This is a genomic window from Isosphaeraceae bacterium EP7 (assembly GCA_038400315.1).
Taxonomy (GTDB): domain Bacteria; phylum Planctomycetota; class Planctomycetia; order Isosphaerales; family Isosphaeraceae; genus EP7.
The window spans coordinates 1312238-1329398 of record CP151667.1; the positions used below are offsets into that span (position 1 = coordinate 1312238).

16 protein-coding genes are annotated in these 17161 nt (G+C 65.2%); 11 read left to right on the forward strand and 5 right to left on the reverse strand.

The genetic code is table 11. The features are described 5' to 3' along the window. The first annotated feature begins 233 nt into the window (after window positions 1–233). A complete protein-coding gene (locus EP7_RS05135) occupies window positions 234–3662 on the forward strand; it encodes a PVC-type heme-binding CxxCH protein (protein WP_463526516.1) in 3429 nt (1142 codons plus the stop codon). 48 nt (window positions 3663–3710) lie between these two features. Further along, window positions 3711–4760: a carbohydrate-binding family 9-like protein gene (locus EP7_RS05140; protein ID WP_463526518.1), complete on the forward strand. Its 1050-nt coding sequence runs from the start codon at window positions 3711–3713 to the stop codon at window positions 4758–4760. 57 nt (window positions 4761–4817) lie between these two features. Here EP7_RS05140 and EP7_RS05145 read toward each other — a convergent pair whose 3' ends face one another. Beyond that, complete coding sequence (locus tag EP7_RS05145; RefSeq protein WP_463526520.1) at window positions 4818–5354, reverse strand: type 1 glutamine amidotransferase domain-containing protein; 537 nt, start codon at window positions 5352–5354, stop codon at window positions 4818–4820. A 6-nt stretch (window positions 5355–5360) separates the two neighbouring features. After that, the gene (locus tag EP7_RS05150; protein WP_463526522.1) at window positions 5361–6377 is read right to left on the reverse strand and encodes an NAD-dependent epimerase/dehydratase family protein; all 1017 of its coding nucleotides are present in this window, start codon (window positions 6375–6377) and stop codon (window positions 5361–5363) included. A 317-nt stretch (window positions 6378–6694) separates the two neighbouring features. Between EP7_RS05150 and EP7_RS05155 the strand changes: the two genes are divergently transcribed. Both EP7_RS05155 and lspA read left to right on the forward strand, forming a co-directional pair. After that, on the forward strand, window positions 6695–7084 hold the full coding sequence (locus tag EP7_RS05155; RefSeq protein WP_463526524.1) for a TraR/DksA family transcriptional regulator: 390 nt from the start codon (window positions 6695–6697) through the stop codon (window positions 7082–7084). Further along, window positions 7081–7614 (forward strand): signal peptidase II, encoded by a 534-nt coding sequence (gene lspA, locus EP7_RS05160; RefSeq protein WP_463526525.1) that lies wholly within the window; start codon window positions 7081–7083, stop codon window positions 7612–7614. Before EP7_RS05155 ends, lspA begins: the two co-directional genes overlap by 4 nt. Window positions 7615–7639: 25 nt before the next feature. On the opposite strand, the gene glnA is transcribed toward lspA, so the two are convergent. Further along, window positions 7640–9052, reverse strand: coding sequence for a type I glutamate--ammonia ligase (gene glnA, locus EP7_RS05165; RefSeq protein ID WP_463526527.1), 1413 nt, complete (start codon window positions 9050–9052; stop codon window positions 7640–7642). A gap of 286 nt (window positions 9053–9338) precedes the next feature. Between glnA and EP7_RS05170 the strand changes: the two genes are divergently transcribed. Next, window positions 9339–9653 (forward strand): hypothetical protein, encoded by a 315-nt coding sequence (locus EP7_RS05170; RefSeq protein WP_463526529.1) that lies wholly within the window; start codon window positions 9339–9341, stop codon window positions 9651–9653. Window positions 9654–9783: 130 nt separating this feature from the next. Here the strand turns inward: EP7_RS05170 and EP7_RS05175 are convergent, their stop codons facing one another. Continuing rightward, window positions 9784–10245, reverse strand: a complete 462-nt coding sequence (locus EP7_RS05175) for a ferritin-like domain-containing protein (protein ID WP_463526531.1) — start codon at window positions 10243–10245, stop codon at window positions 9784–9786. 173 nt (window positions 10246–10418) lie between these two features. On the opposite strand from EP7_RS05175, the gene EP7_RS05180 reads away from it, so the two are divergent. Beyond that, entirely contained in the window at window positions 10419–10751 is a 333-nt protein-coding gene (locus EP7_RS05180; protein WP_463528370.1) for a DNA polymerase ligase N-terminal domain-containing protein, read from the forward strand. Here the strand turns inward: EP7_RS05180 and EP7_RS05185 are convergent. Beyond that, the gene (locus EP7_RS05185; RefSeq protein ID WP_463526532.1) at window positions 10640–11443 is read right to left on the reverse strand and encodes a hypothetical protein; all 804 of its coding nucleotides are present in this window, start codon (window positions 11441–11443) and stop codon (window positions 10640–10642) included. The genes EP7_RS05180 and EP7_RS05185 overlap by 112 nt on opposite strands. A 311-nt stretch (window positions 11444–11754) precedes the next feature. Here EP7_RS05185 and EP7_RS05190 point away from each other — a divergent pair, with 311 nt between their 5' ends. The 5 genes from EP7_RS05190 (at window position 11755) to mqnC (ending at window position 17149) form a co-directional block, all read left to right on the forward strand. Next, entirely contained in the window at window positions 11755–12609 is an 855-nt protein-coding gene (locus tag EP7_RS05190; protein ID WP_463526533.1) for a hypothetical protein, read from the forward strand. Beyond that, the gene (locus EP7_RS05195; protein ID WP_463526534.1) at window positions 12606–13373 is read left to right on the forward strand and encodes an ABC transporter ATP-binding protein; all 768 of its coding nucleotides are present in this window, start codon (window positions 12606–12608) and stop codon (window positions 13371–13373) included. The genes EP7_RS05190 and EP7_RS05195 overlap by 4 nt, the downstream gene beginning before the upstream one ends. Next, a complete protein-coding gene (locus EP7_RS05200; protein WP_463526535.1) occupies window positions 13370–15142 on the forward strand; it encodes a putative ABC exporter domain-containing protein in 1773 nt (590 codons plus the stop codon). Before EP7_RS05195 ends, EP7_RS05200 begins: the two co-directional genes overlap by 4 nt. A gap of 116 nt (window positions 15143–15258) precedes the next feature. Next, window positions 15259–16086: a menaquinone biosynthetic enzyme MqnA/MqnD family protein gene (locus EP7_RS05205; RefSeq protein WP_463526536.1), complete on the forward strand. Its 828-nt coding sequence runs from the start codon at window positions 15259–15261 to the stop codon at window positions 16084–16086. Further along, window positions 16046–17149 (forward strand): cyclic dehypoxanthinyl futalosine synthase, encoded by a 1104-nt coding sequence (gene mqnC, locus EP7_RS05210; RefSeq protein WP_463526537.1) that lies wholly within the window; start codon window positions 16046–16048, stop codon window positions 17147–17149. Before EP7_RS05205 ends, mqnC begins: the two co-directional genes overlap by 41 nt. Window positions 17150–17161 lie beyond the last annotated feature (12 nt).

The following is a 17161-nucleotide window of genomic DNA, read 5'->3' on the forward strand; positions in this document are numbered from 1 at the left end:
TACTGTGTTGGTTGACTGATACAGTGTCCCGGTCAGTTGTCGGATCGTCAAGTGCCATCCGGCGATTTTTGCGGGCGGCGGGGGATGGATCGTCGGACGTTGATGTGAACGGGTGTCGGGCGGAGGTTGCGGCGTGGGGCCCCCATCTTGTACGGTCGTGGGATTGGGGCGGCGTCACGGGAGGTCCCGGGGGGTCGCTGCGGGCAGCTTCTTGCGGACGTCGAGGCCATCGGATGTTGTTGCGACCTGGGCAGCGATCGGGCGGGATGTTGTTCGTGGTCTTGGGGCTCCTGCTCGGCGGGATCGACGCCGAGGCCGCCCCGCCCGAGCCGCCTGGCGAGGTGGGCAAGGCGAAGGTCGGGGCGGGGCGGGTCGTAGGCGCCTCGGATGAGGGGATCAAGGCCCTTCGCACGATCCGCGTGCCCGAGGGCCTGAAGGCCGAACTGGTCGCCGCCGAGCCGCTGCTGGCGAATCCGGTGGCGTTCACCATCGACGAGGCCGGCAAGATCTACGTCGCCGAGACGTTCCGGCACACCGACGGCGTCACCGACACGCGTAGCCACATGAACTGGCTCGATGCCGACCTCGCATCCAGATCCGTCGAAGAGCGCGACGCGATGTTCTTCAAATATCTCTCCAAGGAGGTCCTTGATGGCTTCCAGGTCGAGAGCGAACGCGTCAGCCTGCTGGTCGACACCGACGGCGACGGCAAGATGGACCGCTCGACCGTCTTCGCCGACGGCTTCGGCAAGCTGGCCGACGGCATCGGTGCCGGCGTCCTGGCTCGTAAGGGGGATGTCTTCTATACGTGCATTCCGTCGCTCTGGAAGCTGCGGGACACGAATGGAGACGGCGTCGCCGACGTCCGTACTCCGCTCCAGACCGGCTACGGCGTGCATGTCGCGTTCCTGGGCCATGACCTCCACGGCCTGAGATTCGGCCCCGACGGGCTGCTCTACTTCAGCGTGGGCGACCGCGGCATGAACGTGAAGACGCCCGATGGCAAGTCGGTCATACGCACCGACACCGGGGTTGTCCTGCGATGTAACCCCGACGGCACGAACCTGGAGATCTTCGCCACCGGCCTGCGCAACCCTCAGGAGCTGGCCTTCGACGAGTTCGGCAACCTCTTCACCGGCGACAACAACAGTGACTCGGGCGACAAGGCCCGCTGGGTCTACCTGGTCGAGGGCTCCGACAGCGGCTGGCGCATCGGATATCAGTACATCGAGGTCCCGAATAGCCGCGGTCCGTGGAACTCCGAGAAGCTCTGGTATCCCCAGTTCCAGGGGCAGGCCGCCTACCTCGTGCCCCCCATCGCCAACCTGGCCGACGGGCCCTCGGGCCTGACCTATCACCCGGGCACCTCGCGGTTGGGCGAATCGGCCCGTGGTAAGTTCTTCATGGCCGACTTTCGCGGCGCGAGCGGCCAGAGCGGCGTGCGTTCCTTCGGCGTGAAGCCCAAGGGAGCCGGCTTCGAACTGGTCGACAGCAAGCAATATGTCTGGTCGATCCTGGCGACCGACGTCGATTTCGGCCCCGACGGGGCCCTCTACATCAGCGATTGGGTGCAGGGGTGGAGCAAGCCCGGCAAAGGCCGAATCTATCGGATTTCCGAGACCTCAACCGTCGCCGAGGCCGAGGTCAGGGAAGTTCAGACCCTCATCCGCGAAGGATTCGACGGCAAGTCCGCCGCGGAGTTGGTGACGCTGCTCGGCCACGCCGATATGCGAGTGCGTCAGGAAGCCCAGTTCTCCCTCGCCTCGCGTGCGAATGAGGCGATTCCCGCTTTCGCCGGCGCCCTGGCCGGAGATCGTCGGATGGCCCGCGTCCATGCGGTCTGGGGCCTGGGACAGGTCGGCCGAGAGAAGCCCGAAGCCCTGAAGCCCGTCGTCGAGGTGCTCAAGGATGCCGATCCGGAGATCCGAGCCCAGGCGGCCCGCGTCGTCGGCGATGCCCACCTCGGCGACGCGACCGATCCGTTGATTTCTCTGCTCGCCGACCCGAGCGACCGCGTCCGCTCGCTCGCGGCGATCGCGCTGGGCAAGCTCGGCGGTGACCATCGGGTCATCGCTCCCGTCCTCTCCATGTTGAAGGTGAATGGCGACAAGGATCCGGTCCTCAGGCACGCGGGTGTCATGGCCCTGGCCGGCGTCTCCCAGGCCGATGCACTCGCAGAGGCCGAGGCTGATCCGTCGGCCTCCGCACGGATGGGCGTCTTGCTCTCCTATCGGAGGAGCGGGAATCCCAGGATCGCAGCCTTCCTCGGCGACAGCGACCTGTTGCTCGTCCTTGAAGCCGCCCGCGCTATCAATGACGTGCCGATCCCGGGGGCCACCGCACCGCTGGCCGCCCTCGCGGCGCGGCCGACGAACTTCGAGCTGGCTTCCCGTCGGGTCGTCAACGCGAACCTGATGCCCATCACTCCCGAGACGGACCTCGCCCGCGAAGCGCTTTTCCGCCGGGTCGTCAACGCGAACCTGACGCTCGGAACCAGCGAGGCGGCCCTTGCCCTAGTCGCCCTGGCTGCGCACATCGGGACGCCCGAGTCGATCCGGATCGACGCCATCGAGGCGCTCGGCGTGTGGGCCAAACCTTCGGGCCGAGACCGGGTCACTGGCCTCTGGCGTCCGATTGCCGAGCGGTCGGCCGAACCTGCGTCCAAGGCCCTGGCGTCGAGTGCGGCCGACCTGCTCCGTGACCGCTCTTCGAAGGTCGTTCGTGCGACGGCCGAGGCCATCGGCCGCCTGAAGATCCGCGGTAAGTCGTCCGCGCTCGCGTCCCTGGTGACCTCCGGGAAACCGCCTGCCGCATCGGACGAGGTCCGCGCCACGGCTTTGCGGGCACTGGCGGAACTCGACGGCCCTGATCTTGGTGCCGCCGTCGCATTCGCGGTCGCCGACCCTTCGGACGTTGTCCGATCTGAAGGGATCGCGCTTCTCGGCCGGCTCTCCCCCGATCTCGCGGTGGAGACCCTGGGCGGCGTCCTGGAAGGCGGCAAGACCTCTGACAAGCAATCCGCCATTGCGGCCCTCGGCCGCCTGAAGACCCCCGAGGCCTCGAAGGTGCTTTCGGGCTGGCTCGACCGCTGGGACACGGGAAGGGTCCCGGCCGAGCTTGAGCTGGACCTGGCCGACGCCGTCAAGCAGTCGGGAAATGCGGCCCTGGCCGAAGCACTGGTCCGAATCGACGCGAAGCGGTCGAAGGACGACCCCCTATCCGCTTATCGCGAGTGCCTGGTTGGTGGCAACTCGGGGCGTGGACGCTCGATCTTCCTCCAGAAGGCGGAAGCCTCCTGCCTGCGTTGCCACAAGGTCGAGGGGGGCGGCGGCGAGGTCGGCCCGAATCTCGACGGGATCGCCAAGAAGGTCGACCGTCGGCACTTGCTCGAGGCCATCGTCCTGCCCAACGCCAAGATTGCCGAAGGGTTCGAGACATTGGTCGTGGCCCTGGCCGATGGTCAGGTCGTCACGGGCATCCTCAGGAAGGAAGACTCGACGACGCTGACGCTCATCACCCCCGAGGCCAAGCTCGTCGACATCAAGAAGGCCGACGTCGAGGAACGCACGCGCGGGGCCTCGGCGATGCCGACCGACGTCGTCACCAAGCTCTCCAAGGCCGAGATTCGCGACCTGGTCGAATATCTCGGCGGCCTGAAATAACAGCTCGATTACGCGACTTGATCGGCCAAGGACCTGGAAGGACTGATGATGACATTCGCTTGCGCGGCCATGGTCTCGCTCCTCGTTTCCGCCCCCCCCGGTGCCGGCGCCCCGGCCCATCCCAAAGGGTACGTCTGCCGGCGCGCCGCCGAGCCGATCGTGGTCGACGGCAAGCTCGGCGATGCGTCGTGGGCCGATGCCCCGTGGACCGATACCTTCGTGGACATCGAGGGGGACAAGAAGCCAAAACCCCGCTTCAAGACCCGGGCGAAGATGCTCTGGGACGACCAGTACCTCTACATCGCCGCCGACATGGAAGAGCCCCACGTCTGGGGGACCTTGACCAAGCACGACTCGGTCATCTTCCAGGACAACGACTTCGAAGTCTTCATCGACCCCGACTCTGATAATCAGAACTACGGAGAGCTGGAGATTAATGCGCTCAACACCGAGTGGGATCTCTTTCTCCCCAAGGCCTATCGCGATGGCGGCCCGGCACTCAACTCATGGGAGATTCCGGGCCTGAAGAAAGGCGTCAACGTCCGCGGCACGCTGAACGATCCCAAGGACACGGACGAGGGCTGGTCGGTCGAGATGGCCATCCCCTGGTCGGTCTGGCGCGAGCACACCAAGCAGGCCCTTCCCCCGCGCGAGGGAGACCAGTGGCGCATCAACTTCTCACGCGTCGAGTGGCACCACGAGCTGGTCGACGACAAGTACCGCAAAGTGCCCAACACCAAGGAAGACAACTGGGTCTGGTCGCCGCAGGAGGCGGTCGACATGCACCGGCCCGAGACCTGGGGCTACCTCCAGTTCACCGGCAAGTCGGGCAATGTCCCCTTCAGGCCCGATCCGACACTCGCCGCCCGGAATCTGCTCATGAAGATCTACTGGGCCCAGAAGCCGTATCACGGCGAGCACAAGAATTGGGCCGAGACGCTGAAGGATCTGAAGATCGAACTGCCCGAGGGTGTCCCCGCGCCGACGATTCGCCTGACCAAAGACGGATATGAAGCCACCATCCCCCTAGCGGCCGAGATCGGCGGTCCGCTGACGATCTCGCAAGACTCCCGCTTCGGCTCCGGCATCGCGAAGTAAATTCGTTGAACGAGACCCCGATCGCGATGGTGGCGCGATCGGGGTGGGGGGGGTAGATCAGCTCTTGGCCGGCTCGGACATGGCCGCGAAAATACCCTTCATGAATTCGGGAAGGTCATCCGGGGTGCGGCTGGTGACGATGTTGCCGTCGCGGACGCAGGCGGCGTCTTCCCAGACCCCGCCAGCATTGACGACATCGTCGCGGATCGCGAAGAAACCGGTGACGCGCTTGCCCTTCAGGCAATGCGCCGAGCAGAGCATCCAGGGGCCGTGACAGATTGCCGCGAGCACCTTACTCTGCTTGGCCGCTTGGGTGACCAGGTCGACCATCGACGGATGTCGGCGCATGTGGTCGGGAGAATACCCTCCCGGGATGACGATGGCATCGAAGTCGTCGGCCGTGACTTCTGTGGAGGCGGTGTCGGACTTGGCCGGATAGCCGTGCTTCGAGGCATAAGTCTCGCCGGCCTTTGGCCCGACGATCCTGACGTTGCAGCCGGCCTCGCGGAGCCGTAGGACCGGATACCAGAGCTCCAGGTCTTCGTAGAACTTCTCGACCAGAACGGCGACGCGCTTGCCTTGGACCGCTTCCATCGTCGGTTAGCTCCCTGATGCCGGGCTTGTCGAGGCGATCAGGTCGGCGACCGCCGCCTTGAGCCCCGCTTCGGTGGTGAATTTCGGTTGATAACCCAGCACACGCCGGGCCTTCTCGATCGAGTAGTCCAGATTCAGGCCCAGGAATTTGTACCGCGCCTTGTTGACCAGCGGGGGGTGGGGCGATTTTCGCCGCTTGGCCCCGCGCTCCATCAAGACGGCCAGGGTCCAGGCCAGCCAGAGCGGAATTTTCCGTCGCGGCGGCTTCAGGCCGGCCAGTGTGGCGACCGTCCCCACGAATTTACGCTTGCTCACGCGGACGCCGTCGGTGACGTTGAAGACCTCACCGATCGCACCTGGCGTCTCGGCGGCCAGGAAGATCGCCTGCACCAGGTTCTTCACGTAGATGCAGTTGAGCGCCTGCTCGCCCGACCCGAAGTAGGCGAACCGGCCATTTCGAAGGTTGGTCAGCAGCTTGGGGAGCACCGTCCGGTCACGCTCTCCGTAGATGAAGCCGGGGCGGACCACGGCGACCGGCAATTTCCTCGTCTTGAAGAATTCCAGCGCGAGCAGCTCGGCCTCGGTCTTCGACCGCGTGTAGGGGTCGAGCGACTGCGCAGCCGGGGGAGTCGTCTCGTCGGTGCCGAAATGGTCGCGTCCCTCGTAGACTCCCAGCGAGCTGACATGGACGAATCGCTCGACCCCTTCGTCGGCGGCGGCCTCCAGCAGGAGCTTGAAAGCGTCGACGTTAATCTTGCGGAATTCTTCCAGGGTTCCCCAGTCGCCGACCTTGGCGGCGCAGTTGAACACCCAATCGACGCCCTTGACTCCTCGACGAAGGGCGTCCGCGTCGGCCAGGTCGCCCTCGATCTTCTCGACGCCCCATTGGTCGAGCAGCTTGGTGTCGCTCGATGCCCGCACCAGGGCCCGGACTCGATGGCCTCGGGCTAGGGCCTCCTCGACAACGTGGCTGCCGACCAGGCCGGTCCCCCCGGTGATGAAAATCGTCTTGGGCTCGCTCATCTCGGTTGGCCTCGCCACGATCGGGTGCCTGAGGCCCGCTCGACATGGGTCGGGCGATGACCTGCGGCTCGATCCGATCGCGTTAATCATGACACACGGGCGCGGGCCGCGGGGCGAGAGGCCGGGTTCGTCTCAATCTCCAACATGGGGTGGCCAAGGGACTCGAGGCTTCCGTACACTGTCTGGTCTCGTCCGCGCGGATTGGGAGATGGTCCCGACTGGTACGCGGCACGGATTGACAGCCTGGTCGGGCCGGCCTAGCATGCCATGGCCCGTTCCGGACGTAGGGCACGCCGCTCGCGCGGGGTGAGACAGTCATGGCCGGGGCCCTGAAGACCGAAGAAGTCGAGTCCTTTCGCAAGGCCCTCACGGATTTGCGTTCCAGGTTGCGCGGCGACCTCGACCAGATGACCGATGAAGCCCTGATGCGTAACCAGCCCGAGAGTTCGGGCAACCTCTCCAACGTCCCGATGCACATGGCCGACGTCGGGACTGAGGCCTACGATCAGGAATTCACGCTCAGCCTGATCGAGAACGAGCAGGGCACCCTCGAGCTGATCCACGATGCGCTGGCCCGCGTCGAGGCCGGCACCTTCGGCCGATGTGCCGAGTGCGGCCAGCCGATTGCCAAGGCCAGGCTCCAGGCGATTCCCTACACGCCCTATTGCATCGAATGCGCCAGGGCCCAGGAGGAGAGGCAAGGATGAGGTCAGCCGTGCCGCTCTCCCGTTGGATCTTGTTCTGGACGATTGCACTGGGGGGCGCGGCCTTCGACCTCGCGACCAAGGCGGCCATCTTCCGCAGCGTCGGCCCGCCCGGCTCGCCGCCGGTCCAGATCGTGCACGATATCCTGGAACTGAGAACTAGCCATAACCCCGGTGCTCTCTGGGGCTTCGGGCGTAGCATGCCTTACAGCAGCCTGGTATTCGCCGGCCTTTCGGTCGTCGCCGCGGCGGCGATCGTCTACTGGCTTTTTATCAAGGGGCACGCGACCGACCGGCGGCTGACGGTGGCCCTGGCGCTCATCATGGCCGGCGCCCTTGGCAACTGTTACGACCGGATCAGGCTGGGATATGTCCGGGACTTCGTCTACTTTCACGTCGACGCGATCAACTTCGATTGCGCCATCTTCAACTTCGCCGATAACATGCTCGTCGTGGGCGCCTGCCTGCTGATGCTCCTGGCGCTTCGACCCGAGGAGCCGGTTCCGGCCGAGGCTGCCGAGCTGGTGGCCTGACGGATCCCGGCGACGGGTTTTCATCTCAGGCATCGTAGTAGAGCATGAACTCGTACGGATGGGGCCGGATCCGCATCGCCTCGATCTCGTACGTCTTCTTGTACCAGACCCAGGTGTCGATCACGTCGGGCGTGAAGACATCGCCTTGAAGCAGGAAGTCGTGGTCGGCCCGCAAGGCATCGAGCGATTCTTCCAGTGACCGGGGTGTGGTGGGCACGTGCTCGAGTTCGTCGGGCCTCAGGTCGTAGACGTCTTTGTCGAGCGGGTCTCCGGGCCTGATCTTGTTCTGGATCCCGTCGAGCGCCGCCATCAGCATGGCCGAGAATAGCAGGTAGGGATTGGCCGCCCCGTCGGGCCCGCGATACTCGATCCGCCGACTTCGGGGGTTCGGGCTGTAGATCGGGATCCGGATGATCGCCGATCGATTGCGTCGACTGTAGCTCAGCTTCGTCGGCGCATCGAATCCTTCGACGAGACGCTTGTAACTATTCGTCGTGGGATTGGCGAAGGCGCTCAGCGCCTTGGCGTGCTTCAAGAGCCCGCCGACCGCGTACAGGCCGACGTCCGATAGCCCGGCATAGCCATTGCCGGCCAGCAGCGGGACCTCTCCTTTAAACAAGGCGAGGTGCGTGTGCATGCCCGAGCCATTGTCGCCGAAGAGCGGCTTGGGCATGAACGTCACGGTCTTGTTCAGGCGCCTGGCCATGTTGCGGATGATGTATTTGGCCGTCATCACGCCGTCGGCCATCTCCACGAGCGGGCGCTCGACCAGGTCGATCTCGCACTGGCCGCCGGTGGCCACCTCGTGATAGTGCGCAGACGTGTCGATACCGCACTCGCCCATCAGTCGGGCCATCTCCGAGCGAAGATCGGAGAGGCTATCCGTGGGAGGGCAGGGGAAGTAGCCCAGCCCCGATCCCGGCTTGTAGCCGAGGTTCCTGGCCGAGTCGCTCCCGCGGTTCCATGCTCCCTCCTCGGAGTCGACCCGATAGAAGGCTTCATGGCCGCGCTGGTCGAACCGGACGCTGTCGAAGACGAAGAATTCCAGCTCGGGAGCCAGCAGGCAGGTGTCGGCGATCCCCGTGCTCCGCATATAGCTCGTCGCCTTGCGGGCGATGTTGCGCGGGTCTCGGGTGTAATCCTGCTGTGTGATCGGGTCCTGGATGTTGCAGATCATCGTCAGCGTAGGCTGGGCGGTGAACGGGTCAATCAGTGCGGTCTCTGGCTGCGGGACGACGAGGAGGTCGGCCTCGTTGATCGCCCTCCAGCCGGCGACCGACGAGCCGTCGAAGCCGATCCCGTCTTCGAATGTCTCCTCGGTCAGGGCATCGGCCGGGATGGAGAAATGCTGCCAGACGCCCGGGAAATCCATGAACCGGAGGTCGACCGTGGTCACCTCGCGTTGACGGATCTGAGCCAAGACTTCTTTGGGTGTCACCGCTAGTCGCCCTCGCCCCGGCCCGCGTCCGGGCCCTGCCGATTGTCCCAACAGGATCGGGACATCGTCGCCGTGCGTACAGGCTACCGAAACCGTTGCGCCCATACCATATCGGGCGCGATCAAACTTGGGTGTTCGACTCCCTCGGAACTCGACGGATCCATCTCGGTCGCCTTTTCTCAACACACTGGTTGCAGACACCATCGGTTTTTGCTATTCTTCATTTGCTGACATTGAATCTCAATTGCGACGACCAAGCCGGGACATGAGTTCCGAGGGGCGGTTGATGCGAGCCAAGACCGTACTGGGAACAATCGGCGGGACCGCACCCGAGCAACGGGTCGAGGTGAGCCTGGTGGCCCGGCGCGGGGGCGGCCTCACGATCGACCTCTGTGAGCAGCATTTCGCCGAGGGAATCGGCTGGTACGATCAGCGCAGTTTCGCGCTCGATCCCCAGCAATTTCGCCAGATCCAGGCGATGCTCGGGCTGAGTTCCAGGCAGCTCGAGCAGGCCTCGCAGGAATCCCCCGCCACCTTGCCGTTCCCCGGCCCCTCCGAAGTCGGTGAGTACAGTCGCCCCGCGGTCGGCGACGCCGTCTGAGGCGATCTCGACGACTGCGGATCTGGACACTCAGTGTTTGACCACTCTTCGAAACAAGAACGGGCCGCGAGACCAATCGTCTCGCGGCCCGTTTCGTTCGTACACGGCAAGCCTGCTCGCCGCGACTGGCTCAGCCGACCTTCGCCTGGGTCGACGCCGAGGCCTTGATGGCGACGTCACGCTTCTTGAGCAGCTTCTCCATGTGGTCGACACCTTCCTGCTCGTCGAGGCAGATGTCCTCGAGCAGGACGCGGATGGCCACGTCGCGGTCGTCGCAAAGCTGGAGGGCTTCGGTGTAAAGCTGGACGTGCTTGGATTCGACTTCCAACGAGTACTCGAGCATCTCCTGGAGGTCGGTCGTCAGCTTGACCTGGGCCCGCTCGACCGTGGGGACGCCGCCGAGGGAGACGATCTTGTCGCCGACCTTGTGGGCATGGCCGAGCGCTTCTTCGCCATTTTCGCGGAACATCTTGCAGAAGACCTCGCGCCAGGTGTCCTGGACGAGGAAGCTGTATTGGGTGTACTGGACCAGGCCGGCGTACTCCCACTTGAGAATTTCGTTAAGCTTGTCGATCATCAAAGACTTATCCATCGGCGGAGCCCTTCCAGGTCGGAGGTCGAAAAACGATGGCGCCGCGGGACCTCGGCAGCCTTTGTTGTGATCCCACAGTCTAAACGGGTGAGGCGATGTCGTCCAGCGGAGAGCCGAGGCGGGGCCGGTTCGTCATCCTCGAGCACGCGTGGGATGGCGTGCACTGGGACCTCATGCTGGAGGACGCGGATTCGCTCCGCACATGGTCGATCGATGAGCCCATCGGATCGCAAGATTGCCTGACCGCGCGACCCCTGCCGGCGCACCGTCGCGTCTATCTGGACTTCGAAGGCCCGATCTCGGGTGGGCGGGGCGAGGTCAGGCGATGGGAAGCCGGAGTGTTTCGGGCCCCGATCTGGACCGACACCCACGTTGTGGCGGAGGTCGCCGGGCGTCAGCTCGTCGGGGTCGTCGAGCTTCGGGCCGTCGAGGGCTCGTCGTCAGGCGACTCGGGACGGGCCTGGCGATTGACCTTCCGCGAGGGAAATTTGGACTGGAGCACCTGACGCTTGGGCAGGACCGGGGCGAATGCCTCTTTCCCATGGTTGGAGCGGCCCGCCAGGCGGATCTCGCCGGGCTTGATCCAGAGCCGTTCCAGGACGATGTCCTCGCGATCGTCATCGGGCTTGAAGCGGAGGGTGGCGACGGGGAGGCCCTGGTCGTGGGACCAGGTGAGATCGACGCCCCGCATCTTGGCGTGCGCGGTCGCCCGAGCCAGGATTTCTTCGGACGGCACGGGAACCACGCCGGCGCGGATCCGAATGAGCGTCAGGGCCAGGACATTGTCCTCGGACACCTTGACCCTCGCGGTGACGGAGATGAGCGAGCGGAGCGGGCCGCGATCGAGCTGGAAGGCGAGGATGACCCGGTCGGCTTCGAACGAGACGCGAGGCTCGTGGACCTCGGGCGGGAGCTGATCGGCGAAGGTCCGCATCAGTTCCTCGGCCAGCCAGGCGTTCACCTGCTGGTCGGTGAAGGCCGCTTCCCAGGTCGGCTCGTTGACGATGTCGTTGCGAAGCTGCAGGCTTCGGGCGACGAAGTCCTCGACCTCGGCTTTCCGCTGAGCAGGCGGGACGGCCTCGGCGGCCCGATAGAAGGCCGGGGCATGGTTGAGGCTGATCCAGGCGATCCAGGGCAACCCGACCAGGCCCAATGCGACAAGTCCGGCGATGGCGACGCGCTTGTAAACCTGGCGCATGGCGAACCTCGTCCTCTCATCCGGGGGCCGGGACACGACCGATTCACGCGGCTGGCGCTGGGACTCGGAGAGGCTGGATTCGCCCGCGAGGTGGGAGGCCAACCTCCTTCGGGGGAGAATTGGCTGATCCGCGCGAAGCTTAGGGCGAGTTGGTGTCTGAGTCAAGATGAAGCCTCCGACGTCCAGGTGAGACTCGACACCCGTCCCGGGTCTCTTGAGGCGCCCAGCCCGGCGGCCGTATCATGGGGAGGAAGGCCCCGGCACAGACGGTCGAGGCGAGCCCGCATTTTACGCTGCCGGAGGGTCTCGCCATGCCTTCGCGACTGGCCCAGGTGGCAATCCTCGTGACCTGGGCGGCGGCGGCCGTCGCCCTCTTCACCCGCGACCTCTTGCCTGAATTCCTGATCGGCGCAGCCCCGGACCTGCGGGCCCTGGCCTCGCCGGGCACCCCTCCGGGTCCGGTCAAGTGGGTGATTTTGACCGCGGAAGGCCGGTCGACGCTGGCACTCCGGCCGGTCGGCGAGGCGACCACCGAGACAAAGCCGACTCTCGACGGGGGCGTCGAGCTGACCAGCGAAGCCTGGTTCAACTCGGGTGAACTGCTCAGGGGCACGCCGCTTGCCATCCCCCATGAGTCACGCCTGGAGATGAAGAGCGTCTACCGGGTCGACAAGTCGGGCAGCCTTCAAGGTTTCACGGCGAGCATAAGGGCCGACGACGACCGGGACGCCCTGGTCTCGATGGTCGGCCAGGTCAAACTCCGGACCCTTGAAGTGAAGTCGACCGGGCCGCTGCCGATCCTGACCTGGACGAAATCGTTCCCGTATGAGCCGAGGGGCCTGGTGCAGGCCACGATGGGGGCGATGGACCGGCTTCCGGGCTTGAAGCTGGGCCAGCGCTGGGATACCCGGGTCGTCAGCCCGCTGACCGGGCGCGTGGAGACGGTCCGAGTCGAAGTGGCCAGGCGGGCCGAACTGTACTGGGATGGCGGGATGGTCTCGACGCTGGAGGTTGTCGCCCACATGACTCCGCTGCGTGCCACGACCTGGGTCAGGCCCGACGGCCTGGTCTTGCGCCAGGAGGTGCCATTCCCGCTGTTCCGGGTGGTGCTGGAGCGTCTGCCCGATCTCAAGCGGGGCGAGGCAGGGGCGGAGGGCCGACCATGATCGAGCTGGTGGGCGTGACGAAGTCGTTCGGAGGAAAGCGGGCCGTCGCGGGGCTCGATCTCACGGTGAGGGCCGGCGAGCTGTTCGCCTTCCTGGGTCCTAACGGGGCGGGCAAGACGACGACCATCAAGATGGTCTGCGGCCTGCTGACCCCGACGACCGGCACGGTCCGAGTTGGAGGCTTTCCTGCGGCCAGCCGCGAGGCCCGGCAACAACTCGCCTACGTCCCCGACCAGCCCTATCTCTACGAGAAGCTCACCGGACGCGAGTTCCTGAGATTTGTCGTCGAGATGTACGGCCTCGAGCCCATCCACGCGAGCCGCAGGACCGAGGAGCTGATCGACACGTTCGAGATGGGCGACTACATCGACGAACTCTGCGAGAACTACTCGCACGGAATGAAGCAGAGAGTCGTCTTCGCGTCGGCCCTGGTGCACGACCCCAAGGTCCTCATCGTCGACGAGCCCCTCGTCGGCCTCGACCCTCGCAGCGCGCGGATCGTGAAGGACCTGTTCGTCTCGCAGGCCCGCTCGGGGGTCGCCGTCCTGATGTCGACCCACCTCCTGTCGATCGCCGAGGAACTGGCCGACACCATCGGGATCATCGACCACGGGCGGATGCTTTCGAGGGGCACGCTGGAGGAGATCCGCACAAAGGCCCAAATGCACGGGCCGCTGGAAGACCTCTTCCTCAAGCTGACCGGCGGCGATCGGCCGCTCACGACGCGGCCCGTCCTGGTCGAGCCCGGGGGCGACCTCGCATGAACAACCTTGCGAAACCGTCGTTCGATGGGGTGGCCTACAAGCGAGGGAAGCCTGAGGGGGCAAGTCCCGCGGGCGTCGCTCGGGCCTTCGGTCGGCTGCGCAACAGGCTGCTCGTCAACTCGTTGCGTAGCCTGATCGTGGGCTCACGGCTCCGCCTCTCGATGATACTCGTCTGCAGCTTGATCTTCTGGACCGGCCTGTTTGGCCTCTTCTACGGCGGTTTCGAGTTCCTCTCCGCCTACATCGCGCTGACCGACACGGTCCTGGAATACCTCTTCGGCGTCTTCTTCCTGTCGCTCCTGGTGATGCTCTTCTTCTCGACCGGGATCATCGTCCACACCGGACTCTTCCAGTCGCGGGAGGCGGCCTTCCTGCTCTCCGGCCCCGCCTCGCCCGACCGAATCTTCGCGCACAAATTCGTCGAGGCCATCGCGTTCTCGAGCTGGGGTTTTCTTCTGCTGGGCAGCCCCCTGATGGTTGCTTATGGCCTGACAGCGGGGGTCTCGGGGTGGTTCTACGTCATCTTCCTGGCGTACCTGCTCGCCTTCGTCGTGATTCCCGGCAGTCTGGGGGCGGTGGCGTCGGTGTTGGTGGCGAACTTCTTGCCGAGGCGGCAGAAGTCGGTGCTGGCGGTGCTCTCCGTGGGGTCGATCGTCGCGGCGGTCATCTGGATTGCCCGTGCCTGGAAGACGCCCGGGGAACCGTTCTCGGAAGATTGGCTCGACGGGATGCTCGGCAAGCTGGCGTTCAGCCAGCACGCGCTCCTGCCAAGCCGATGGATGTCGGCCGGCCTGGTGGCGTCGGCGCGGGGTGAGTGGTCGTCGGGCCTCTTCTATCTCTTCGTGCTGGTGGCCCACGCCGGCCTGGCCTACCTGATCGCGGCGGTCATCGCTCGCGACCTCTATCGTCCGGGGTATGGCCGGGTGCAGGGAGGGCGATCGTCGCGTCGGCGCGGGAGGCTCTCGCGGCTCGATGCGCCGTTCCATCGCCTCTTCCCGTTCATCCCGCCGCCGATCCGGATCCTGATCCTCAAGGACATCCGGACCTTCCTCCGCGACCCGGCCCAGTGGTCTCAGTTCCTCATCTTCTTCGGGCTGCTCGGCTTCTACTTCGTCAACATTCGCAAGCTCGGTTACGACGTTCAGAGCCCGTACTGGCGGAACCTCCTCAGCCTGCTCAACCTGTCGGTGACGGCCCTGATCCTGTCGACGTTCACCAGCAGGTTCATCTTCCCGATGCTCTCGCTGGAAGGCCGCAACTTCTGGGTGCTCGGCCTGCTCCCCCTCGAGCGTGCCTCGATCCTCTGGGGCAAATTCGCGTTCTCGGTGGGAATCTCGCTCGTGGCCAGCGAGGGGCTGGTCATCCTCAGCGACCTTCAACTGCGGATCGAGCCCGCCATGGTTGCCCTTCATATGGGTGTTGTGGCGATCCTTTGCCTCGGGCTCTCGGGCATCAGCGTCGGGCTGGGGGCCAGGCTGCCTAACCTCAAGGAAGACGACCCGTCGAAGATCGCCGCGGGCTTCGGGGGGACATTGAATCTCCTGGTCAGCCTGCTCTTCATCCTGACGATCATCGGCAGCCTGGCGGTCCCCTGCCACCTCTACTTCGCCGGCCGCGAGCACGACGGCGCGGGGGTGAACATGCTCTCGCTCGGTCAGTTTCGCGCCTGGATGGGCCTGGCAGTTGCCACCAGCCTGGTCGTCGGTGTCATGGGGATCGTCATCCCTTTGCGGATCGGCATCAACGCCTTCCGCAAGATGGAGTTCTAACCCCCCAATCGACGGCTCGGCTTGAAGGCGCAGGCCGATGGGCCTACAATTCGTTCAATGTGTTCTGAAAGGAAATTCAGGACCGAGACCATCGTTCAAGAAGGATCCGGCCGACGATGCCGAAGCCATTGCGGGTGGGGGCGGTCAGCTACCTGAACGCGAAGCCTCTGTATCACCGGTTCGACGAGCTCGCCCCCGGCGCGACCCTGGTGATGGACGTGCCAAGCCGGCTCGCCAGTCGACTCGCGGAAGGCTCGCTCGACGTCGCCCTTATCCCGTCGGTGGAATACCTGCGGGGCATGTCATCCGGCTATCGGATCTTGCCCGGCTTCGCCATTGCCGCCAGGGGCGCGGTGCGAAGCGTGAAACTGTTCAGCCGGGTGCCGCTCGGACAGATCCGCCGATTGGCCCTCGATGAGGGCTCGCGCACCAGCCAGGCGCTGGTTCGAGTTCTGCTGGCAGAGGTCCATGGAGTCTGCCCCGAGGCTGTCGAGCCGCTGCCCCTTGGCGTGCCGATCCAGGAAAGCACAGCCGACGCGATCCTGCTCATCGGTGATCGCGCGATGCACGACCCTGGAGGCCCGTTCCACACCGTCATGGACCTGGCCGAGGCCTGGCGCACCCTGACGGGCCTGCCGTTCGTCTTCGCGCTCTGGGTTGTGCGGGCCGGGGTCGACCTGGGCGACCTCCCCGAGCAACTTGACCGCTGCCGATCCGAGGGCCTGGCCCACGCCGACGATCTGGCCGCGATCCACGGGCCCCGGCTGGGCCTGGATGTGGCGACCTGTCTCGATTATCTGACCAACGTCCTGTCGTATGATCTGGGCGTCCCCGAACTGGCCGGCCTGCGTCTGTTCGCACAGAAGGCCGCCGCACTGGGACTGGCGCCCGAAGGAGCCGATCTTGTCTTCTACCGTCGCCGCGATCTTGCAACGCGCCGTTGAGGGAGCCCGTCTCACCCCCGAAGAGGGTGTCACGCTGCTCCGTGACGGCGACCTGCTCTCGCTGGGCCGCGCCGCCGACGCCGTCTGCAAGCGGATGCATCCCGAGCCGTATCGTACGTATAACATCGATCGGAATATCAACTACACCAACGTCTGCGCCGCCGTCTGCGACTTCTGCGCCTTCTACCGCAAGGTGGGCCACACCGAGGCCTATGTGCTCGAGCGCGACGTGTTGCTCAAGAAGATCGAGGAGACGGTCGCCCTCGGCGGCGACCAGATCCTGATGCAGGGGGGGCTGCACCCCGACCTGCCGTTCGAGTGGTACGAAGAACTCTTGCGCGACATCAAGGCCCATTTCCCGGGCGTGAACGTCCACGGCTTCAGCCCGCCCGAGATCTACTTCTTCGGCAAGAAATTCAAGATGCCGCTCGAAGAGGTCCTGGGAAGGCTCAAGGCCGCCGGGCTCGGGAGCCTACCTGGCGGCGGCGGCGAGATCCTGGTCGACCGCGTCCGCAAGGAGATCACCCGTGGCAAGGTACTCTCCGATGACTGGATCGACGTGCATCGCGTCTGGCACAAGCTCGGTGGCAAGTCGACGGCCACGATGATGTTCGGCCACATCGAGACGCTGGAAGAGCGCGTCGAGCATTTCGAACGAGTGCGTCAGCTCCAGGACGAGACCGGTGGCCTGACGGCCTTCATCTCCTGGACCTTCCAGCCCGAGCACACCGACATGGCCGATGTGCCTGCCGCCGGTGCGTTCGAGTACCTCCGGACTCAGGCCGTCTCGCGGCTCTATCTGGACAATGTTCCCAATATCCAATCCTCATGGGTCACGCAAGGCCCGAAGATTGGCCAGCTCGCCCTCTACTTCGGCGCCAATGACATGGGCAGCCTGATGATCGAGGAGAACGTCGTCTCCGCGGCCGGCACCGTGTACCACCAGAGCGTCCAGGAAATCCGCCGCTCGATCCGCGAATCGGGATATATCCCCCGCCAGCGCAACGTTTTCTACGACTACATCGACGCCGAGGAGGCCGGTGCCGTGGCCGTCGCTGTCTGAATCGGGACTCAG

Bases quoted from the DNA above. Each gene is read 5' to 3' on its own strand.
- EP7_RS05195 (WP_463526534.1), top strand. From the start codon at position 12,606: ATGATCGAGCTGGTGGGCGTGACGAAGTCGTTCGGAGGAAAGCGGGCC.
- EP7_RS05185 (WP_463526532.1), bottom strand. From the start codon at position 11,443: ATGCGCCAGGTTTACAAGCGCGTCGCCATCGCCGGACTTGTCGCATTG.
- EP7_RS05145 (WP_463526520.1), bottom strand. From the start codon at position 5,354: ATGGAAGCGGTCCAAGGCAAGCGCGTCGCCGTTCTGGTCGAGAAGTTC.
- EP7_RS05180 (WP_463528370.1), top strand. From the start codon at position 10,419: ATGCTGGAGGACGCGGATTCGCTCCGCACATGGTCGATCGATGAGCCC.
- EP7_RS05170 (WP_463526529.1), top strand. From the start codon at position 9,339: ATGCGAGCCAAGACCGTACTGGGAACAATCGGCGGGACCGCACCCGAG.
- EP7_RS05155 (WP_463526524.1), top strand. From the start codon at position 6,695: ATGGCCGGGGCCCTGAAGACCGAAGAAGTCGAGTCCTTTCGCAAGGCC.
- EP7_RS05175 (WP_463526531.1), bottom strand. From the start codon at position 10,245: ATGGATAAGTCTTTGATGATCGACAAGCTTAACGAAATTCTCAAGTGG.
- EP7_RS05200 (WP_463526535.1), top strand. From the start codon at position 13,370: ATGAACAACCTTGCGAAACCGTCGTTCGATGGGGTGGCCTACAAGCGA.
- EP7_RS05135 (WP_463526516.1), top strand. From the start codon at position 234: ATGTTGTTGCGACCTGGGCAGCGATCGGGCGGGATGTTGTTCGTGGTC.
- EP7_RS05190 (WP_463526533.1), top strand. From the start codon at position 11,755: ATGCCTTCGCGACTGGCCCAGGTGGCAATCCTCGTGACCTGGGCGGCG.
- EP7_RS05205 (WP_463526536.1), top strand. From the start codon at position 15,259: ATGCCGAAGCCATTGCGGGTGGGGGCGGTCAGCTACCTGAACGCGAAG.
- EP7_RS05140 (WP_463526518.1), top strand. From the start codon at position 3,711: ATGACATTCGCTTGCGCGGCCATGGTCTCGCTCCTCGTTTCCGCCCCC.
- EP7_RS05150 (WP_463526522.1), bottom strand. From the start codon at position 6,377: ATGAGCGAGCCCAAGACGATTTTCATCACCGGGGGGACCGGCCTGGTC.
- lspA (WP_463526525.1), top strand. From the start codon at position 7,081: ATGAGGTCAGCCGTGCCGCTCTCCCGTTGGATCTTGTTCTGGACGATT.